General features: G+C 63.2%; 16 protein-coding genes, 1 other RNA gene and 4 pseudogenes. 10 read left to right on the forward strand and 11 right to left on the reverse strand.

Features of this window, described 5'->3' with window-relative positions; all coding sequences use genetic code 11:
• The first annotated feature begins 45 nt into the window (after window positions 1-45).
• Window positions 46-413, forward strand: a transfer-messenger RNA (tmRNA) gene (gene ssrA, locus CKW46_RS10425).
• A 154-nt stretch (window positions 414-567) separates the two neighbouring features.
• On the opposite strand, the gene CKW46_RS10430 is transcribed toward ssrA, so the two are convergent.
• Together CKW46_RS10430 and CKW46_RS10435 are read right to left on the reverse strand one after the other, a co-directional pair.
• A complete protein-coding gene (locus tag CKW46_RS10430; RefSeq protein ID WP_482053126.1) occupies window positions 568-1,968 on the reverse strand; it encodes a PecA family PE domain-processing aspartic protease in 1,401 nt (466 codons plus the stop codon).
• A gap of 289 nt (window positions 1,969-2,257) precedes the next feature.
• Complete coding sequence (locus CKW46_RS10435; RefSeq protein WP_015354987.1) at window positions 2,258-2,410, reverse strand: hypothetical protein; 153 nt, start codon at window positions 2,408-2,410, stop codon at window positions 2,258-2,260.
• A 173-nt stretch (window positions 2,411-2,583) separates the two neighbouring features.
• Here CKW46_RS10435 and CKW46_RS10440 point away from each other — a divergent pair, with 173 nt between their 5' ends.
• Window positions 2,584-2,937 (forward strand): hypothetical protein, encoded by a 354-nt coding sequence (locus tag CKW46_RS10440; protein WP_012393378.1) that lies wholly within the window; start codon window positions 2,584-2,586, stop codon window positions 2,935-2,937.
• Window positions 2,938-2,976: 39 nt separating this feature from the next.
• On the opposite strand, the gene CKW46_RS10445 is transcribed toward CKW46_RS10440, so the two are convergent.
• Window positions 2,977-3,213, reverse strand: a complete 237-nt coding sequence (locus CKW46_RS10445; protein ID WP_252872251.1) for a hypothetical protein — start codon at window positions 3,211-3,213, stop codon at window positions 2,977-2,979.
• Between the two features lie 277 nt (window positions 3,214-3,490).
• Here CKW46_RS10445 and CKW46_RS10450 point away from each other — a divergent pair, with 277 nt between their 5' ends.
• Window positions 3,491-4,189 (forward strand): MspA family porin, encoded by a 699-nt coding sequence (locus CKW46_RS10450; RefSeq protein ID WP_188069285.1) that lies wholly within the window; start codon window positions 3,491-3,493, stop codon window positions 4,187-4,189.
• Between the two features lie 43 nt (window positions 4,190-4,232).
• Here CKW46_RS10450 and CKW46_RS10455 read toward each other — a convergent pair whose 3' ends face one another.
• From CKW46_RS10455 to CKW46_RS10475, 5 genes and pseudogenes are all read right to left on the reverse strand, one after another.
• Entirely contained in the window at window positions 4,233-4,691 is a 459-nt protein-coding gene (locus tag CKW46_RS10455; RefSeq protein ID WP_262491543.1) for a VOC family protein, read from the reverse strand.
• 24 nt (window positions 4,692-4,715) lie between these two features.
• A pseudogene (locus CKW46_RS10460) lies at window positions 4,716-4,967 on the reverse strand (VOC family protein); the annotation flags it as partial.
• A 15-nt stretch (window positions 4,968-4,982) separates the two neighbouring features.
• On the reverse strand, window positions 4,983-5,099 hold the full coding sequence (locus CKW46_RS10465) for a VOC family protein (protein WP_238559543.1): 117 nt from the start codon (window positions 5,097-5,099) through the stop codon (window positions 4,983-4,985).
• A 66-nt stretch (window positions 5,100-5,165) separates the two neighbouring features.
• A complete protein-coding gene (locus CKW46_RS10470; protein ID WP_012393381.1) occupies window positions 5,166-5,852 on the reverse strand; it encodes a hypothetical protein in 687 nt (228 codons plus the stop codon).
• Window positions 5,853-5,894: 42 nt separating this feature from the next.
• The gene (locus CKW46_RS10475) at window positions 5,895-6,512 is read right to left on the reverse strand and encodes a PadR family transcriptional regulator (RefSeq protein WP_117435296.1); all 618 of its coding nucleotides are present in this window, start codon (window positions 6,510-6,512) and stop codon (window positions 5,895-5,897) included.
• A 74-nt stretch (window positions 6,513-6,586) separates the two neighbouring features.
• Here CKW46_RS10475 and CKW46_RS10480 point away from each other — a divergent pair, with 74 nt between their 5' ends.
• A complete protein-coding gene (locus tag CKW46_RS10480) occupies window positions 6,587-7,387 on the forward strand; it encodes a maleylpyruvate isomerase N-terminal domain-containing protein (RefSeq protein ID WP_117435298.1) in 801 nt (266 codons plus the stop codon).
• Between the two features lie 66 nt (window positions 7,388-7,453).
• On the opposite strand, the gene CKW46_RS10485 is transcribed toward CKW46_RS10480, so the two are convergent.
• Window positions 7,454-7,840, reverse strand: a complete 387-nt coding sequence (locus CKW46_RS10485) for a hypothetical protein (RefSeq protein ID WP_232047557.1) — start codon at window positions 7,838-7,840, stop codon at window positions 7,454-7,456.
• A gap of 148 nt (window positions 7,841-7,988) precedes the next feature.
• Between CKW46_RS10485 and CKW46_RS10490 the strand changes: the two are divergent.
• From CKW46_RS10490 to CKW46_RS10505, 4 genes and pseudogenes are all read left to right on the forward strand, one after another.
• Window positions 7,989-9,192: pseudogene (locus tag CKW46_RS10490) on the forward strand (ISAs1-like element IS2404/ISMul1 family transposase).
• Between the two features lie 532 nt (window positions 9,193-9,724).
• Entirely contained in the window at window positions 9,725-11,350 is a 1,626-nt protein-coding gene (lipY, locus tag CKW46_RS10495; protein ID WP_015354993.1) for a triacylglycerol lipase LipY, read from the forward strand.
• A gap of 67 nt (window positions 11,351-11,417) precedes the next feature.
• A complete protein-coding gene (glsA, locus tag CKW46_RS10500) occupies window positions 11,418-12,380 on the forward strand; it encodes a glutaminase A (RefSeq protein WP_011741248.1) in 963 nt (320 codons plus the stop codon).
• Window positions 12,381-12,473: 93 nt separating this feature from the next.
• Window positions 12,474-12,895 (forward strand): annotated as a pseudogene (locus CKW46_RS10505) (pyridoxamine 5'-phosphate oxidase family protein).
• A gap of 4 nt (window positions 12,896-12,899) precedes the next feature.
• On the opposite strand, the pseudogene CKW46_RS10510 reads toward CKW46_RS10505, so the two are convergent.
• A pseudogene (locus CKW46_RS10510) lies at window positions 12,900-14,734 on the reverse strand (PPE family protein).
• 328 nt (window positions 14,735-15,062) lie between these two features.
• Entirely contained in the window at window positions 15,063-15,926 is an 864-nt protein-coding gene (locus tag CKW46_RS10515; RefSeq protein WP_117435880.1) for a phytanoyl-CoA dioxygenase family protein, read from the reverse strand.
• Between the two features lie 139 nt (window positions 15,927-16,065).
• On the opposite strand from CKW46_RS10515, the gene CKW46_RS10520 reads away from it, so the two are divergent.
• Window positions 16,066-16,380, forward strand: a complete 315-nt coding sequence (locus tag CKW46_RS10520) for a hypothetical protein (protein WP_015354997.1) — start codon at window positions 16,066-16,068, stop codon at window positions 16,378-16,380.
• A 206-nt stretch (window positions 16,381-16,586) separates the two neighbouring features.
• A complete protein-coding gene (locus CKW46_RS10525; RefSeq protein WP_015354998.1) occupies window positions 16,587-17,075 on the forward strand; it encodes an LppP/LprE family lipoprotein in 489 nt (162 codons plus the stop codon).
• Window positions 17,076-17,082: the final 7 nt, after the last annotated feature.

The raw sequence follows: 17,082 nt of genomic DNA on the forward strand, positions 1-17,082 counted from the left end.
AGGGCGTACCATGGGTTGTCCTGCCGAAGATCGGCAGGGATGCGAGGGGCTGAACGGTTTCGACTTCGCGCATCGAATCAAGGGAAGCGTGCCGGTGCAGGCAAGAGACCACCGTAAGCGTCGATGCAACTAGATAAGCGCCGATTCACATCAGCGCGACTACGCTCTCGCTGCCTAAGCGACGGCTAGTCTGTCGGACCGGGAACGCCCTCGCCCCGGACCCCGGCATCAGCTAGAGGGATCAACCGATGAGTTCGGTCGCGGGGCTCATCGGGACATCAACAGCGACTGGGATCGTCATCCTGGCTAGTTCGCGTGACCAGGAGATCCGAGCAGAGACATAGCGGACTGCGCACGGAGAAGCCTTGAGGGAATGCCGTAGGACCCGGGTTCGATTCCCGGCAGCTCCACAACTGAATGGCGGGTCGTACGCCATAACTATCGCGTACGAACCATGCCTGATTCCCAAATCGGTTGCCGGTCACGGCTGTGGCCGGACCCGCAGGGTAGTTGGTGTCGACGCCACCCGCGCATTGTCGTGGCAACTGAACCTGCGCAAGCACCCGGTCACGGCGGCGGGTAGTTGAATACCACCGTCCCAACACCGCTCGGACTGTTCGAGATGTACACCGGGCCCAATGCGAAGGGCAGAAGCCCGGTATTCATTGGAATGTTTCCGGTGACTACCGGGCTGTCGGTGGCGGTCGTCGTGTAGGAGTACAGCAGCGTTTGATTGTCGTTCGTGGAGATGGAGATAACCGTTCCCGGAGGGACGACTCCGGATGTCTGTCCGGTCCCGAGAATGATCCCGGGAATCGTCCCGTGGTTTCCGCCGGAATCAACAATCGAGGTGACCGGATAATAGGTGCCGAGTGGGTCATAACCGCCGAACTGGACATCCAGGGTGGTGATCGGTACTCCGCTCACCGAGGTTATGGGTGTGCCTGTGTTGGGCCCGAAATGCATGTATCCCTGAGGAATGTTAATCAGTTCGCGCTCATTGAGTTGACCCGGCAGCGCCGTGGTCACGACGTTGCCGTGCCCTCCTGCGGCGGCGTTGATATTCGGTCCGATGCCCAGTACGCCGTGCCCCGTCGGGCCGAAGCCGTTCCCCATCGGAATCAGGGTCAGGCCTTGCAGAGATGTCGGGAACGGGAGGATGCCGACCTGAACGCTGGTCGGGGCAGTGACAGCCCCACTGCCGAAGTCCACTGTTGTGTTGAAATCGGCGTAGAGGATGTTGACCTCGTTGCCGTACCGAATCACATCGAATCCGGTGGGCAGGCCAAGGTTTTGTAATCCGATGTCCCAGATGGGGACGACAAGACCAGCAGATCCGGTGTCAAGCAGCACAGGCACACTGGGCCCGCCGTTAATGGAGACATTTACCGCCGGAAAGTTGTTGTCGAGGTATAGCGGGACAGATGCGTTGACCGGTGACCCAGTGCCAGCGGGCCCGTTGTTGCCGTATAGCCAGCCGCCGAGGCCTCCTGGTCCGCCCGCCGCGTTGGGTCCTCCGGCACCCCCGGATCCGCCGTTGCCGATGAGCAGACCGCCAGCGCCGCCATTGGGGTTGGCTGCGGTGCCGTCGGCGCCGTTGCCGATGAGCGGGCGCCCGAGCAGGAATTCAGTGGGTGCATTGATGGCTCCCAGCACGTCGCGTCCGACCGTCTGCAACAGCGACGCGCTCTGTGCCTCAGCGGAGGCATATGCGCCGGACGCCGAGTTCAGCGCTTGCACGAACTGCTGGTTGAAAGCGCCGAAATGCCCACTCAGGGAATGATATTCGCGCGCGTGCCCCGCAAATAGCGCCGCAATTGCCGTTGATACTTCGTCGGCGGCAGCGGTTGCGAGAACGGTGGTTGGGCCGGCAGCGGCCCCATTGGCCGCTGCAAGAGTCGAACCGATGCTTTGTAGATCCTGCGCTGCCGATACCAACCACGGTGGGGCCACGCTCAGTTGCGCCACGCCGACCCCCGTCCTGTCATGGTTGTCCACGTCCCCGGCTGTCTCGTCGAGGTATCCCCAGTGATTCCGAGACAGTCGGCGCTCTTCGTCGTTTCCGAGTGCCCCAATTTCAATGCGGTGTGTCCGGGCAAAGGTGGTGTTGTGCGGCGTAGACGACGGCCGGCATTGGGATCCGGCGCGATTGCACACCGCGCACACACGCAGGTGTTGGCCATGCCGCACCTCCCAGGTGGGGGTGATGCTACGCCGACGGCATCTTCTTTGGCGGACGGTTTGATCGGCGCACGCCTCAACCGTGGTGCGGTGGTGCCTCGTTGCGCAGCCATTCGTCGTTTGACGCCCGCCGGATCAGATCCTCATCGCCGAACCTGTCCAGATCCTCGGGCGTGACGCGCACCCGCGGAGGTTTTGCCGGGGCCGGCGGCGGGGTTTCGGAGTCCATGACAGTGATTGTCTCTGATTTGAACGTCGGGTTGGGATTCGCGGTCGCTGCACCTCGGACAGCTAAGACGAACAATCCTGCTGTTTGGGATCGGTAGCGGATCCGCGCCGCTACTTTTCGCGTGACGACGCCAGACAATGGCGTCAGTGGATTTGAGCGAAAGAAGTTCCACGATGTGTGAATCTTCGGCTTCCAGCAAGCAGGCGACTGCCCTGGTGGGTGCGGTGTCACGGCTGAGACCACTAGTCGTCGGCTCGGCAATGACGGTGTTCGTCTATATCGGTCTGGGGCTTGCCGGTTTGGCGCTAGGCGCGGGGACGGCCCGGGCCGATTCGAGATGTGACCCGATCTGTCACGGCACTTGGTGCCCAGGCGAACCGGTGCCGTGGGCGGTGCGGGAGCTGGCCCAAACCTGGGACATGAACGTCTGCCATGACTTTCACCAGGTATCCGGTGGGGTCTACGCGGAGGGGCCACTTCCGCCGGACGCGGTGCGGTGCCCGCCCATTTCGTTTTTGTGCCCCTGACCGGGGCGTGGTCGACGCGTTGAACGCCGATAGTGAAGCCTAGAAGCCCATCTTCTGGCATCTCACATTGTGATTCTGACAGACCATTCCGATCCGGCCTTGGCCTTCCAAGGCGCCCTCCGGATGGCTCTGATGCAACGCGCGTGGATCCTGGGCGGGGGGCTGGGTGAGGATGAGCGAATCGTCGATTATCGGGGGAGTCGCATCTTCTGGGTCCGCGTTGGCGATCGCGCTGCTACCCACCAGAGCCGTCAGCGCAATCAGGATTGCCGACACTGCGTGAGCGATTCTCCGAAGGGGCATTGATCAACCTCTCTGCCGCCTGCCACGAATTTCTGGCTAAGTGTGAAGTTTAGTCGCCAAGCGCAGCCATTAGCGATCCGGCAAACCAAGTAAGTACACGAATTGCACAACCACCCGCCACAAACCGACCGGGTCGTGTCCAGAGTGACGTGTCTGCGTCGCGAACCAGCTACAAACGGGAAACAACTCTGATTTCTTCAACCAGCAAAGCCGTGAGGCGAATCGGGCGGTGCCTAGCGTATCGGCTGTGATGCCGATTTCCGCGGTGATTCGTCGTGCCGCGGTTCTCGCTGTGTGCCTAGTCGTATCGATTTCCGCGCCGTCGGCAGGTGCACAACCGGACGCCCAACCCCCGCCCGGTGCCGTGCCACCGGATGACGGGGCGGTGCCGCCTGGCACACCCGCCAAGATCACCACCCCTGACGGCTGGGTCGTGGCGCTCGGCGCGAAAGACGAGAAACACGTTCCGGTGGCGCCGATGACCACCGCGATCTCGTCTCGGGAGTACCTCTCCAGCGGGATCTTCGGCGCTTCGCTAACCGGGCCGGAAACCCCGCGGGGCATCCTCGAGGTCGGCTACGAGATTGGCTGCGGCATCGACATGAGCACCTCCAACGGCTTCGTCATGGCCAATAGCGGCGGTGTTGCCCCCTCGATCGGCGCCGAACTACCCCTGGGGCCCGGCCAGCCGCCGATTCTCATTCCTCTGATAACCGGGCAATACAACAACGTGGTCAGTGTGGGGCTCAAGCCCGGGTTCGTCGTCGTGGTGCCAGTGGTCAGAAAAGAGTTCAAGGGGGCAAATCCCTGGATCATGATCAGCGCCTTCCATCTCAAGATCGATGGGTGCGTTGGTCAATCGTTCGTCCGCTCGTACGCGACCCTGACCCGGATTACCGATGAATCCGACGTGGTGCTGTCCTACGTCGGCTCCACCAAGGCCGTCTGATCGCATCCCGGCCGATTCGGGTCGGTGGTCCTCGGAGCCCTTACTACGCCGGTGCGGCGGGCTCGATCAGAAGTGTCGGTACGTCGCACGTACCGTCCTTCACGCTGACCACGCGGGTGCCCGGCTTGCGTCCGACCCGAACCTCGGAGACGTCGAACCCGGCTTCGGCGAGGCGCCTTCGCGCGGCATCGGCGTCGGGGACGCGCCAGGACAGCCCCCACACCTGATCGGTTCGGGCTGGAAGCCGCGCGTCGCCCAGTGGCTGCGCGATCTCGATGGTGACTCCGCCCACGCGCAGGAACACCAGCCGCATGCCCCAGTCGGCAAAGCTGCGGTCCAGCGCGAGACGCAGGCCGAGCTGGTCGCGGTAGAGCGTGATTGCCGCATCGGCGTCGGATGTCTTGACCACGACGTGATCGATCCCGGTGACCACCGCATCCGGGGATCCGACTAGTGCGGCCTCGGCAAGGCGATCCGGCGACTCGTGCTCGATCGCGATCATCAACACCGCCCGGGTGCGGGTCTCCGGTAACAGCGCGCTGCGCCAGCGCCGCACCTGTCCGGTTTCGGAGTCGCGGCCGAGACCGGGGGACACCGGCGAGGGCTCGAGCCCGTTTGCGGCGAGCCGCGCATGCGCCGTGTCGAGATCGGCCGTCGCGAATGCGAGCCCGATCGGGCCCTCGCCGCGTTCATCGAGCTGCGCGGTGATCCGCTGCCCGAAGGGCCCATCGCCGCGCGGCGTGATCAGCTCGAGGTAGGTGTTGTCCAGCCGGAACAGCGTATTCGCTGTGCCCTAGCCGGGATGATCTCCGCGCCACGACGGGCTGCGGGACAACAGCGTGGCGTAGCGCCGCGTGGCGTTGTCGAGGTCGCGCACGGCGAGGATGACGTGGTCGAGCGCGTCGAACACATGCCCAGCATGCCTGATCGTCCTGAATGCTCGATCCGCCGGGTTGGCCCGGCGGGGTAGGGCCCGCTAACCGCCGCTCTCGCGGGCCTTGATCGCGTCTTGGGATATGTAGACGTCGAATTCGCCCGGTGCGGCGATGACGGCGTTGCCGTAGGCCGAGCGCACGAATGGCTTGGTCCACCACTTGCCGCCGCGCATTTCGGCGAAGAAGTTCCCGTCACCGCCGTTGAGGAAGATCTGGTGCTGTGTCGGTGAAACACCGTCGAGACGCTCACCAAACAGGCGGGTCACCTTGTAGCCGGAATGCATGCCCAAGATATTGACCCAATGGTGAAGCTCGACGATGTCGGCTTGCAGCACCCACATGTCGCCTTCGAGCTGATAGGTGTGGCGGCTATAGGCCTTGCCGGCATCGTCGTAGAGGGTGAGATCCACGTTGAGTTCATGCGCGGAGTTGCTGACCTGCGTCGCCACCACGTGGGCGGCCTTGACTTCGCCGGTCAACCCCAAATACGTCTGCACCAGCGTGGCAAACCAGAGCATCAGTAGCGAAACAACCAGCAGCGCAACGCCGGTGACCGCTCGCCCGGGCCGGAATCGCAGTCGGCGCCCGCGCGCCGCCGCTCCCGAGCGGTCGCCGGAATGCACCTTCCGGCGTCGTCCGACCACCGACGACAGCAACATCACCACGGCGGCGACGGCGATGCCCGCCAGCACGATCTGCGCCAAGCCGAACTGGTGAGGGAAGTTCATATCCGTAGTTGTACCCGCTGAACCTCAATGCGAAGCCACGGCCTAGGGGTGTTCGCTAATTGCCCGCACCAGTCGTTGCCGGCCGCTGGGGGTGAGCCCGATGTCCTGAGTGCCTTGCCAGGTCTCGACATCGGCCAGAGTCTCTTCGCACCAACGCAATAGCAGATTGTTGAAGTCGGAGTAGAAGGACACGAGGCGTTCGTCGAGGTGCAGTCGCTGCGGGAACGGTCCTCCCGTCGCGAGCAGCTCCGCCACGAGCGGTAGACCTTCGGCGCGTACCGTGCGCGCTTGCCGTGCTGTCGCTTCGACGGCGGCGCGCAGATCGTCCATGTTTCCTTGGTCGGCGAGCATGACCCGAAGCAGTCCCTCGATTTCGAGCGTCGGGGGTGCCGGCTCCGTGCCGAGCCAGGCCTGTAGCGCGGCGCGGCCAGCGGGAGTGATCGTGTAGCGGGTGCGCCGCCGCCGCCCGCCCTCCACGTGCGCTTCGGCGTGTCCGCGTTCGACCAGACGCTTGAGCTCCGCGTACAGATGTCGCTCCGACCGGGGCCAAAACCAGTGCAGACTCCGCTTCGACTGGGCTACCAGCTCGTATGCCGTCCAGGGTTGCACGCCCAGCAATCCGAGGACTGCGAAAGAACTGGCAGTTGGTTGAGGCGTCATGCTATTGACAGTACCGCATGATGCAGCAAATAATACTGCACTATGCAGTAACGTCCTCCCGCAAGGAGATCGTGATGAACGCAGCCGAGTGCATCGCCCTTGTCGACACCTCCCGAGATGAGTTACGAGATCGAATTTCGCTGGCAAACAAGCGATTTGATCGCCTCATTCGCACCGCGGACCCGCTGGCCCGACCGCCGGGCCACGATTGGACAGTGCAGCAGATCGCGGCCCATGTGCTGACACTGGCGCACCGCTATCACCAGATCGCGCGGGGGCGTGACTATCGGCACGCGGGCAGCGCAAGTGCTGTCGCCGCACTCAATCAGTCCGAGCTGGAGGCGGTGCTGGCCCCGGTGTCCGAACTCGCCGATCAGCTTCAGGCACTGCTTCCGGAGATCGACGCCTTCTTCGACGCGAACAGCGACGACCGGCTGGCCATCCCGTTTCATGGCTGCGGCTTCATGTCGACCAACACCGCGCAGACCAACTTGTTGGGTGAATTCCTCCTGCACGGCCAGGATGTCGCGCAAGCGGTAAAGCTGCCCTGGGACCTACCCGAACGCGACATGGCGCTGATACTGCGGGGGGCAAGGGAGATGGTGCCCATCTACCTACGCCCTGGGGTGGGCGCCAACGTCGATATTTGTGTGGCCTTCCAGGTCCCCGCGGCGCGCCCGTATCTCATCCATATTCACGACGGAACCGCCGAGATGCGCGAACGCCGGCCTGAGGACCGCCCCGACGCGGTGTTGCGGGCACCCGCGTCGACCATGACTCAGCTGCTCTATCAACGCATCGGGCAGTTCGCCGCCGTCCGCCGCGGTCTGTGGCTGACCGGTGGCCGCGGCCCTGGGTGGCACTCAAACTCATGACGTACTTCGAACGGGCCTGACCCGCCCCGCGCGCCATCAATGGTCCGCGGCGCAGGTCAGGGGACATCAGGAACATTTACCAGACAGATCATTTGCCAACCCATATACGGCATTTGTCTGCTCTTCCATGTAATCGAAGCTGCCCCAAGTGCCCGCCTCTGGCCAAGCCAGGCTGGTCGAGCCGTCATCCAACCAGTAGAGCCCTTCGACCGATTTCTGCAGATTGTTTGAAGCACGGTCCAGCCTGCCGAGAAGAGGTTCTAAACCGGGGACGTTGTGGTCGGCATTGAGATCCTGAAGGCGCAAAATACCTTGACGCATTGTGTTTAGCTGTCCTGTGGCGTCCCGCCGCTGCCATCCGCCGGATAAGTACGGCGAACTGATTATCCTGCGTGTCTCGTTGATTCCGGGCGACACTTGGTTGTCGAGAATATTGCGAATTTGATCGGGCACTGCACCAGGGCTCCGGCGTTGTTGATTAGCAGGCTTGTGAGCTGGGTTGATGATCTTTGGTGCCGCGCTATTGGGGCCGGAGTGTAGGCACGGGCTATCTGGAGAACGATCGAGTTGGTTACTGTTCGTCGTTGGTCTGGAGTTGCCCGTGCCTACCGTTTCAGTATTGCCTGTGTCGTCGGTTCCAGAGGTGTTCGACCGCTGGAGTCCTGGTGAGCGTAGCGAGGTCATCGGATCGGAGTTTCTCGATGTGTTGGTCTCGGTGCTAGACCCGAGGGACCCACGCGGTCGGAGGTATTCGCTGATGGCTTTGTTGGCGATCGCGGTTCTGGCCACTGCCGCGGGGATGCGCGGCTATGCTGGTTTTGCTACATGGGCGGCCACCGCTCCCGATGATGTGTTGGCCTAATTAGGGGTCCGGTTCCGGCGGCCCAGTGAGAAGATCTTCCGCGATGTTTTGTCTCGGCTAGACCCCGCCGACCTCAACGCCAGGATGGGCAGTTACTTCACTGCACACGTGGCCAGCAGCGACCCCAGTGGATTGGTGCCGATCGCGTTGGACGGCAAGATGCTGCGTGGTGCCTTTACGCGCCAAAGCGACAGCCACGCATCTCGTGTCGGTGTTCGCCCACCGTGCCCGATTGGTGCTCGGTCAACTCGCTGTCGCCGAGAAAAGCAATGAAATTCCCTGCGTACGTGCCCTGCTCACGCTGCTGCCGGGTAGCTTGCGGTGGCTGGTCACCGTGGATGCGATGCATACCCAGGTCGTCACCGCGAAGTTGATCTGCGCCACCTTGAAGTCGCACTACCTGATGATCGTCAAGTCCAACCAAGCCAAAATACTTGCGCGTATCACCGCGCTGCCCTGGGCCGAGGTGCCCGCAGCCGCTACCGACGACTCCCGCGGCCACGGCCGTGTCGAGACCCGCACCCTGCAAATCATCACCGCTGCACGAGGAATCGGCTTCCCCTACGCAAAACAAATCATCCGGATCACTCGTGAACGTTTGATCACCGCCACCGACCAGCGCAGCGTGGAGGTGGTCTATGCCATCTGCAGCCTGCCGTTCGAGCACGCCCGCCCTACCGCGATCATGACCTGGATGCGTCAACACTGGGGAATCGAGAACAGCCTGCACTGGATACGCGACGTCACCTTCGACGAAGACCGTCAAAGGGCACATACCGGAAACGGCGCACAGGTCCTAGCAACGCTACGCAACACCGCGATCAATCTGCACCGCCTCAACGGCGCCGACAACATCGCCGAAGCCTGCCGGATCACCGCTTTGACCGCCAACCGCCGCCTAGACCTCCTCAATCCACAATTCCCCAGCTCACAAGCCTGCTAATCAACAACGCCGGAGCCCTGGGCACTGCACAAGGAACGGAACCCTGGGGTGCGGCTCCCGCTTTTGGCGCATTGCACACGAGCGGGAAGATGGCTACTGCGATAGATAGTGCGATGAGTCGTAGGGGCACGACGGAACTCCTGATCGGATCACTAATCACTGAACTCCTGCTAAATGATGACCGTCTGGGTTTGATTAAACGGTTGAGCAGGATTCGGCTGGTCGACTCAACGTTACCTGTGGCGGTTATCGAGGCGATGTTTCTGGCGCGGTTCTAACGGGTTGCAATCACCCTGTAAATTCCTTTTACGAATTTTTTGAGTCAGATTTGTCTTGTCCGAATTTAGTTGAATTCTCGCCGGTCGGAGCGTATTCAATATGAGCACCCCGCAGCGTGTTCCGCGCCGGCCGGTAGCCCCCCGTGTCCCCTCGCGCCTGCGCATTAGAGCCCTCTCGAAGGCGTCGAAGATGTACGTTGCTGCAAAGGGGCCGCTGAAGTGCTGATCGAGGGGGACCGCTAGTGAGTTTCTGGATGTGGCCGCCCGAGGTGAATTCGGTGCTGCTGCTTGATGGGCCGGGGCCGGGGCCGATGCTGGAAGCGGCCGCCGCCTGGGACGGGATCGGTACCGAGTTGAGCGCCGCGGCCTCCGCATTTGGCTCGGTGACCTCAGAGCTGGCTGGCCAGGCCTGGCAAGGCCCGGCATCGGCGTCGATGCGGGCCGCGGCGGTCCGATACCTGGATTGGCTGGGGGGCACCGCCGCTCAGGCCGAGCAGTCGGCAACCCAAGCCCGGGCGGCGGCCGTCGCATATGAGGCGGCACTGGCAACCATCGTGGACCCCGGATTGATCGTGGCCAACCGCGGGCAGCTGGTGTCGCTGGTGTTCTCGAACCTGTTCGGCCAGAATGCGCCGGCGATCGCGGCCGCTGAGGCCGCGTATGAACAGATGTGGGCTCAGGATGTCGCGGCGATGGGTGGCTACTACTCCAGCGCGTCGGCGACGGTCGCGGCGCTGGGGCCGTGGGCCCGAGCGCTGGAGAATCTGCCAGGCGAATTCGCCCGAGCCCTGGACAACGGTCTTGTCCTGGTCGAGCAGGAGATCGAACAGGCCGCCACAACATTGGCCACCGAATTCACCCAGGTGTCCAACACGCTGTTCACCACGATCTTTGGGGCGCCGGCCGATCCTCCCTTCGCGGCATCGCAGACCGGGACATTTACCGGCACCCCGTTGCTGATAACCAGATTTGAAAATACTGCGCTGTTGCCGCTAAAGTCACTGCTGAGTGTGTCCGGGCTCGACAGTCAAATTGCGGTTCCCGGCAACCCGCTGCTGGCGTTGGTTGCCAGCGACATCCCGCCGCTGTCGTGGTTTATCGGCAATTCCCCGCCGCCGCTGTTGAACTTGCTACTGGGCGAAACGGTGCAGTACAGCACATATGACGGGATGAGCATCGTGCAGATCACGCCGGCTCAACCAACCGGGGACTACGTGGTCGCCATTCACGGTGGCGCATTTATCTTTCCGCCCTCTTTTCTGCACTGGATCAATTATTCGGTGATGGCCCACCAGACCGGCGCGACCATTCAGGTGCCGATCTACCCGTTGCTGCAGGAAGGGGGTACGGCCGGCACCGTGGTACCGGCGATGGCCGGCCTCATCTCAAACCAGATCATGCAACATGGTGCCGCCAACGTCAGCGTGATCGGCGACTCCGCGGGCGGCAACCTGGCGCTGAGCGCGGTCGAATACATGGCGAGCCAGGGGAGCCAAGTGCCGTCGTCGATGGTTTTGCTGTCGCCATGGCTGGACCTTGGGATGACCAATCCAAATATTGCTTTCGTCCAGGACCCGCTCCTCCCGTTCGGGCCCGCACAACAGATCGGCAAGGCGTGGGCGGGCAATCTCGCCGTGACCGACCCGATGGTGAGTCCGCTATACGGGTCGCTGAGTGGACTTCCGCCCACCTACGTCTACGCGGGGTCGCAGGAAATCCTCGCCCCGGACGTGCTCGTCCTGCAGCAAGAAGCCGCAGCCATCGGAGCCCCGTTCAACTTCGTGTTGGCCCATGGCCAGATTCACGACTGGGTGTTGCTGACGCTGGACGGTCCGAGATACCTCGCGCAGATCAACCAGGAACTCGGCATCGCGGCCTGAATGCGGGATGCGCCGTTGACTGCTGTCGCCGCCGCTGATGCCGGCGCCATCGAACAGAATTGAACCCATGGCTCCCACTTCGGTGTCGAACGCCCGGATCGAGAAGGCAGTCCTCGACGCACACGAGAAGCAGAAGAACAAGCACGGCGGCAAGAACGCCGACTACATTCCGATTCTGGCGCAGGTGCCCTCGACCCTATTCGGAGTGTCCGTCGCTACCGTCGACGGACAGGTCTTCACCGCGGGTGATGCGGGGTACGAGTTTGCGCTGGAATCGATCTCGAAGATCTTCACTCTTGCGCTGGTGATCGAACAACGCGGTCCCCGAGAGCTGCGCCTCAAGGTTGGCGCGGACCCAACCGGTGAGGCGTTCAACTCGGTGCTGGCGCTCGAGCTGCACAACGACAAACCGATGTCGCCGCTTGTCAATGCCGGCGCGATATCGACGACCAGCCTGGTGGACGCCGTTGGTCCCGAGGACCGCTGGCGCCAGATCGTCGGGGCGCAAAGCGATTTCGCGGGACGTCAGATCTCGATCAGCGAGGAGATCAACGCCTCCGAGCAGGCCACCAACTTTCACAATCGCGCCATCGCCTGGCTGCTGCGCGGCAGCGGATACATCTACTGCGATCCGATGGAAGCCTGCGACATCTACACCCGCCAGTGCTCGACGTTGGTCACGACGGCGGACCTGGCTGTGATGGGGGCGACGCTGGCCAACGGCGGGACGAATCCGATCACCGGCAAGCGAGTGATCGCACGCAAGAATGTTCCGCATGTGCTCGCCGAGATGACGATGGAAGGTGTCTACACCCGCTCGGGCGACTGGGCCTATACGGTCGGGTTGCCCGCCAAGAGCGGCGTAGGCGGCGGGCTGGTCGCCGTCGCGCCGGGGCAGCTGGCGATAGCGGCCTTCTCGCCGCCGCTGGACAAGGTGGGCAACAGCGTTCGCGCCCAAGCCGCTGTGGCCCAGATCGCAGACACCCTGCAACTCGGGCTGTTCAACGTTCCCGGCGAGGAAGACGAATAGGGGACTCGGCTCGGCCGCCCAAACCGCGAGCAGTGCCGAGATGGGGACCTTCGGCCGTGGCGGTGACCGGTGCGTGCCGACGAGAATCGCGTGATGGCCCAACGCGAGCTCGAAGAACTCTCCGACGCCGAATGCTTTGAGCTGCTCGCTACCGGGCGGGTTGGCCGACTGGTGTACCAAGACGACCTCGGACCGGTCGCCGTTCCCGTCAACTACGCGATGGCCGGACACGACATCGTCGTCCGAGTTGAGGGGGCGCGAAACAAGCGGCGATGGCCCAACCGATGCTCGCTTTCGAGGTCGACCATGTCGACGAGGGCCAGCAGTCGGCATGGAGTGTCCTGGTGCGCGGTCCCGGGGCAGAGGTCGACATGGAACGGATTCCGGCGCTACTGCGAGAGATGGATGGCCACTTCCCCAAGCCGTGGGCGCTCGGCATCCACAACGTCTGGCTTCGGATTGTGCCCACAACCATCACCGGGCGGCGGCTCGGCGGGCAGCGTCGGTCGTGGTGACCTGCTACAGCAACGGGACGAACGACAGCAGGGAAAGCAGCAGTATCAGGGGGACACCGGAATTGGCGGTGCCGGAATTGAGGACACCGGAGTTCAACGAACCGATGTTCAGCACACCCGAGTTGTAGCCGCCCAAGGTGAAGAAGCCCGCGTTGCTGCCATCGCTGCCCGCGTTGACGAAGCCGGTGTTGTAGCCGCCGTTACCGACGTTGAAGAATCCCGTGTTGTTTCCGCCGCTGCCCACGTTGAACAAGCCCGAGCTAGTTGACCCGGCGTTGAAGAAGCCCGAGTTCGCGACGGTTTGGGTGATCGCACTGCCCAAGCCGGTGTTGAGATCACCCGAGTTCCACATGCCGGTGTTGATATCGCCCGCATTCCAGAAACCAGTGTTGTAGCCGCCCGCGTTGAAGGCGCCCGTATTGTGCGCGCCCGAGTTGAAGCTGCCCACGTTGAACCCGCCCAAGACGAAGTTGCCCGAGTTGAAGCTACCCAGGTTGCTGGTGCTCGAGTTGAAGCTGCCCGCATTGAAGCTGCCCGAGTTTCCCACGCCGAAATTGTTGATTCCCGAGTTGCCGAATCCCACGTTGAACCCCGAGCCCGCGTTGAGGCCCGAGTTCCCGATGCCAGTATTGAGCGCGCCGGAATTCCCGATGCCAGTGTCGATGAAGCCCGAGTTGCCAAAGCCGGTATCGATGGCACCCGAGTTTCCGATGCCCCAGTTCCCGACCCCGGAGTTGAAGAAACCAACATTGCCGGTGCCGGAGTTGCCGAAGCCGAGATTGCCGCTGCCGGAATTCAGCCCCCAAACCCCATCTGATTGTTGCCGGTAAGGCCGATGCCGATGTTTCCCGAACCGGTGTTGCCGAAGCCGACGTTGTTATTGCCGGTGTTCTCGAAGCCCATGTTGCCGCTGCCGCGGTTTGCCAGGCCCACATTGTTGTCGCCCTGATTTCCCCAACCCTGGTTTTGGTTGCCGATGTTGCCGCTGCCGGTATTGCCGCTGCCCAGGTTCCCGTTGCCGAAGTTGTCGTTGCCCGCGGTTCCCCCCAGCCCCGCGTTTCCGAAGCCCACGTTGTTATCGCCGTGATTTCCGCTGCCGACGTTGCTGTCACCGCGGTTGCCGCTACCGAGATTGCCGTTGCCGGTGTTGCCGCTACCCAGGTTGGTGTTGCCGGTGTTGCCGCTGCCCAGGTTTTGGGTGCCGACGTCGCCACTGCCCACGTTGCTATCGGTGTTGCCGATGCCCAGGTTGGGCCAACCATTCGCGGCCGCAGCGGCGGTGGCTGAGCCAGCCAGTTGCCCCGGCAGGCCGGGCAGGCTCTGCAGCCACTGCTGCCATGGTGCCAACTGCGCGGCCGCCGCCGACGCGCCGCCGTGATAACCCACCATCGCGGCCACGTCGGCGGCCCACATCGCCTCATATTCGGCCTCGGTGGTCGCGATTGCCGGCGCGTTCAGCCCCAACAGATTCGACCGCACCAGCGACACCAGCTGGGCGCGGTTGGCCGCCACCAGCATCGGATGCACCGTGGTCGCTCGGACCGCCTCGAACGCTGCTGCCACCACCTTGGCCTGCGCGGACACATCACCGGCGCGGGCGGCCGCTAAACCCAGCCAGCCCGCATAGGGAGCGGCCGCGGCGGCCATCGCCGCCGCCGCGGGGCCCTGCCACGACCCGCCCGTCAGCCCCGACGTCACCGACGAAAACGCGGCCGCCGCCGTGCTCAACTCGTCGGCCAACCCGTCCCAGGCGGCTGCGGCCGCCAGCATTGGCCCGGACCCCGTGCCAGCGAATATCCGTAGCGAATTGATCTCTGGCGGCAACACCGAAAAGTTCATCACTGTCGTCCTCGTACCAGTGCCTTCTCAGCGTCGGGGGCAATTGCTCGTTGTCACCGTGGCGCTATTTGAAAGCGTAATTTTAATGACTGACTTGGCGGCATGTTGCCGCCTTTGAAGAGAAAAGCTCGACCGCATCGTCGACGCGGTGGCGTCGGCCGGGCTCGGATGCCCGCGGTTTGCGCGACGCCCGTGACCAGTGTTTCGCGTCAGGGCGGGGACGTGTTCATTTGCGGTCCTTCGCGGTAGTCAGGCCGAAGACGGTTCGGATGATTCGCGAAATATTTGCATTCGCTCGCGGCTACCAATCCCAACAACGCATCCAAACCTAGGAATCAGGCCCGGACTCCAACAGTCGCAATGGGTGCAGGCCATCAACCGCGCCAACGAACGGGGGATGGATGCTGTAGCCGAGCATCCGGCGAATGTCGTCGGAGACCGCTCGGGCAATTTCGCGCGATATTGACAGGGTGTAGGCCTCCATCGGGCGCAGCCACGGTTCGCAGTACTGGGCGGTGACGGCCAGACGCTCGCTGGTGCTGGTATTGGCGCCACCACCATGCCAGAGGGTGCCGACGAAGAAGACGCACGAGCCGGCAGGCATCACGACGGGCAGCACCTGATCGTCCGGGCCCGGCGGACGTCTGCCCCAACGATGGCTGCCGGGGATGACCACCGTGGCGCCATTGTCGGCGGTGAAGTCGTCGATCGCCCAGATCGTCGCCGCCGCCAACGGTGCCCTGGGCCGCGGAATCGGGTAGAACCCGTCGTCATGGTGAGGTAGCTGCGCGTCTTCTCCGGGCAGAATGTTGGTCGCCTGCAATGCCGAAAGCAGGTAGTTGGGCATCAATATCCGATCGAGCACCGCCAGCACCCGTGGATGATCGGCAAGCCGGTCGCACACTCGCGTCCTGCTCAACACGCTGTAGATGCGTTGGGTGCGCCGGCCCTCAAACGAGTTACGTCCGGTGTGCTCGAGCCAGGGTCGCACGACCTCTTGGATCAGCCGGCACTGCTCGGCACTGAGCAGATTCTCCCAGATGACGTAGCCGTCGCGGTCGAGGGCCGCCATGTCGGCCTCGATGGTCGCGCTGTCGACCGAGCTTCCGCCGCTTGGCGTCCATTTGTAGCGGTGCGCCAGATCGCCCTTGAGGTCTTCCAAGGTTGTGACGGCTTCGTCATCAATGCTCATTGGCACTCGTCCTTTTCCCGCTGGCACCAACGGCGGCCAGCCCTGCGCGGCGACGGCTCGCACCACCACAGTAAGCCGACGATGGCCGAAATGGGTCAGACCAGGCGGCGGCTGACGGCTCGATCGGTACCCTGGCGCCATGAAGACGTTGCTGTCAGCCCTGTCGCTGGTGATCGCGCTGGCTGGTCCAGCCGCACTTCCGGGCATTATCGCCACGGCCCAGGCCGAACCGGTCATGTTCGAGCCCGACTGGCCCAATCACCAGGAGCAAGCCGAACAAACGATATGCCTGGCTCTGGCGCAAGGCTGGCCACGCACCCAGATTGTCTACGTCGCCGAACACGCAAACGACATCGACCAGACGGGACTGAGCGTGCCTGAGGCCGCCCGGCTGGCCGACACGTGGATCGACGAGGCGCACAACACTCTTTGCCCAACACTTGCCCTGGATTGACCGTTCGGCGGCGCCGCACCTTCTGACTAGCCAGCTATCAGCTGCATACCAACTTCGACTCAGATCTGCGACATTCCCTCGTCCCGCCCTTGTCGGCCCGTGCAATCGCCTGTGTACTCGGTGAGGTCAGGGCTCATCGAATGCCCGGAGATCGGCCGCGATGAGGTCTGCGACAACGCATTCCGGGGAGAGGAGGCAGTGCTTCCATGCGAATAGTTGGTTGGGCAGCGACGGTCGCTGTCCTGGCCGCCTTGAATCCGCTGGCGCCACCGGCACAAGCGGAACCGACCTGTGGGGTCAACCTCAATGCCCCAGAGATCCAGGCAGCGATCAAGTCATTGCCAACCCTGCCGCAGAGCTACCCGTGGGACACCAATCCGCGCAGCTTCGATCCGAGTAGCAACTACAACCCGTGTTCCACACTGTCGGCGGTCATCATCAGCGTTGAAGGCGCGACGGGCAGCTCACCGGACCTCGTTCTGCTTTTTCACAACGGCACCTCCGCCGGTATTGCCACCACAAAGGCGTATTCGTTTACGACGCTGAATGCGGCGAAGACAACCGATGACACGGTGGCCCTCGACTACAAAGACGGCAGAGACGTCTGCACGGCGTGCCCCGGACCGATCACGACGGTGAGGTACGAGTGGAAGGGCGACCACGTCGCGATGTTGGACCCGGCGCCGGCTTGGTGACCCACGC

The organism is Mycobacterium liflandii, assembly GCF_022354805.1.
Classification (GTDB): domain Bacteria; phylum Actinomycetota; class Actinomycetes; order Mycobacteriales; family Mycobacteriaceae; genus Mycobacterium; species Mycobacterium marinum.

Bases quoted from the DNA above. Each gene is read 5' to 3' on its own strand.
- CKW46_RS10455 (WP_262491543.1), bottom strand. From the start codon at position 4,691: ATGATCGCGATCGAGCACGAGTCGCCGGATCGCCTTGCCGAGGCCGCA.
- CKW46_RS10435 (WP_015354987.1), bottom strand. From the start codon at position 2,410: ATGGACTCCGAAACCCCGCCGCCGGCCCCGGCAAAACCTCCGCGGGTG.
- glsA (WP_011741248.1), top strand. From the start codon at position 11,418: ATGGCTCCCACTTCGGTGTCGAACGCCCGGATCGAGAAGGCAGTCCTC.
- CKW46_RS10525 (WP_015354998.1), top strand. From the start codon at position 16,587: ATGCGAATAGTTGGTTGGGCAGCGACGGTCGCTGTCCTGGCCGCCTTG.
- CKW46_RS10475 (WP_117435296.1), bottom strand. From the start codon at position 6,512: ATGACGCCTCAACCAACTGCCAGTTCTTTCGCAGTCCTCGGATTGCTG.
- CKW46_RS10520 (WP_015354997.1), top strand. From the start codon at position 16,066: ATGAAGACGTTGCTGTCAGCCCTGTCGCTGGTGATCGCGCTGGCTGGT.
- CKW46_RS10450 (WP_188069285.1), top strand. From the start codon at position 3,491: ATGCCGATTTCCGCGGTGATTCGTCGTGCCGCGGTTCTCGCTGTGTGC.
- lipY (WP_015354993.1), top strand. From the start codon at position 9,725: ATGTGGCCGCCCGAGGTGAATTCGGTGCTGCTGCTTGATGGGCCGGGG.
- CKW46_RS10440 (WP_012393378.1), top strand. From the start codon at position 2,584: ATGTGTGAATCTTCGGCTTCCAGCAAGCAGGCGACTGCCCTGGTGGGT.
- CKW46_RS10515 (WP_117435880.1), bottom strand. From the start codon at position 15,926: ATGAGCATTGATGACGAAGCCGTCACAACCTTGGAAGACCTCAAGGGC.
- CKW46_RS10480 (WP_117435298.1), top strand. From the start codon at position 6,587: ATGAACGCAGCCGAGTGCATCGCCCTTGTCGACACCTCCCGAGATGAG.
- CKW46_RS10470 (WP_012393381.1), bottom strand. From the start codon at position 5,852: ATGAACTTCCCTCACCAGTTCGGCTTGGCGCAGATCGTGCTGGCGGGC.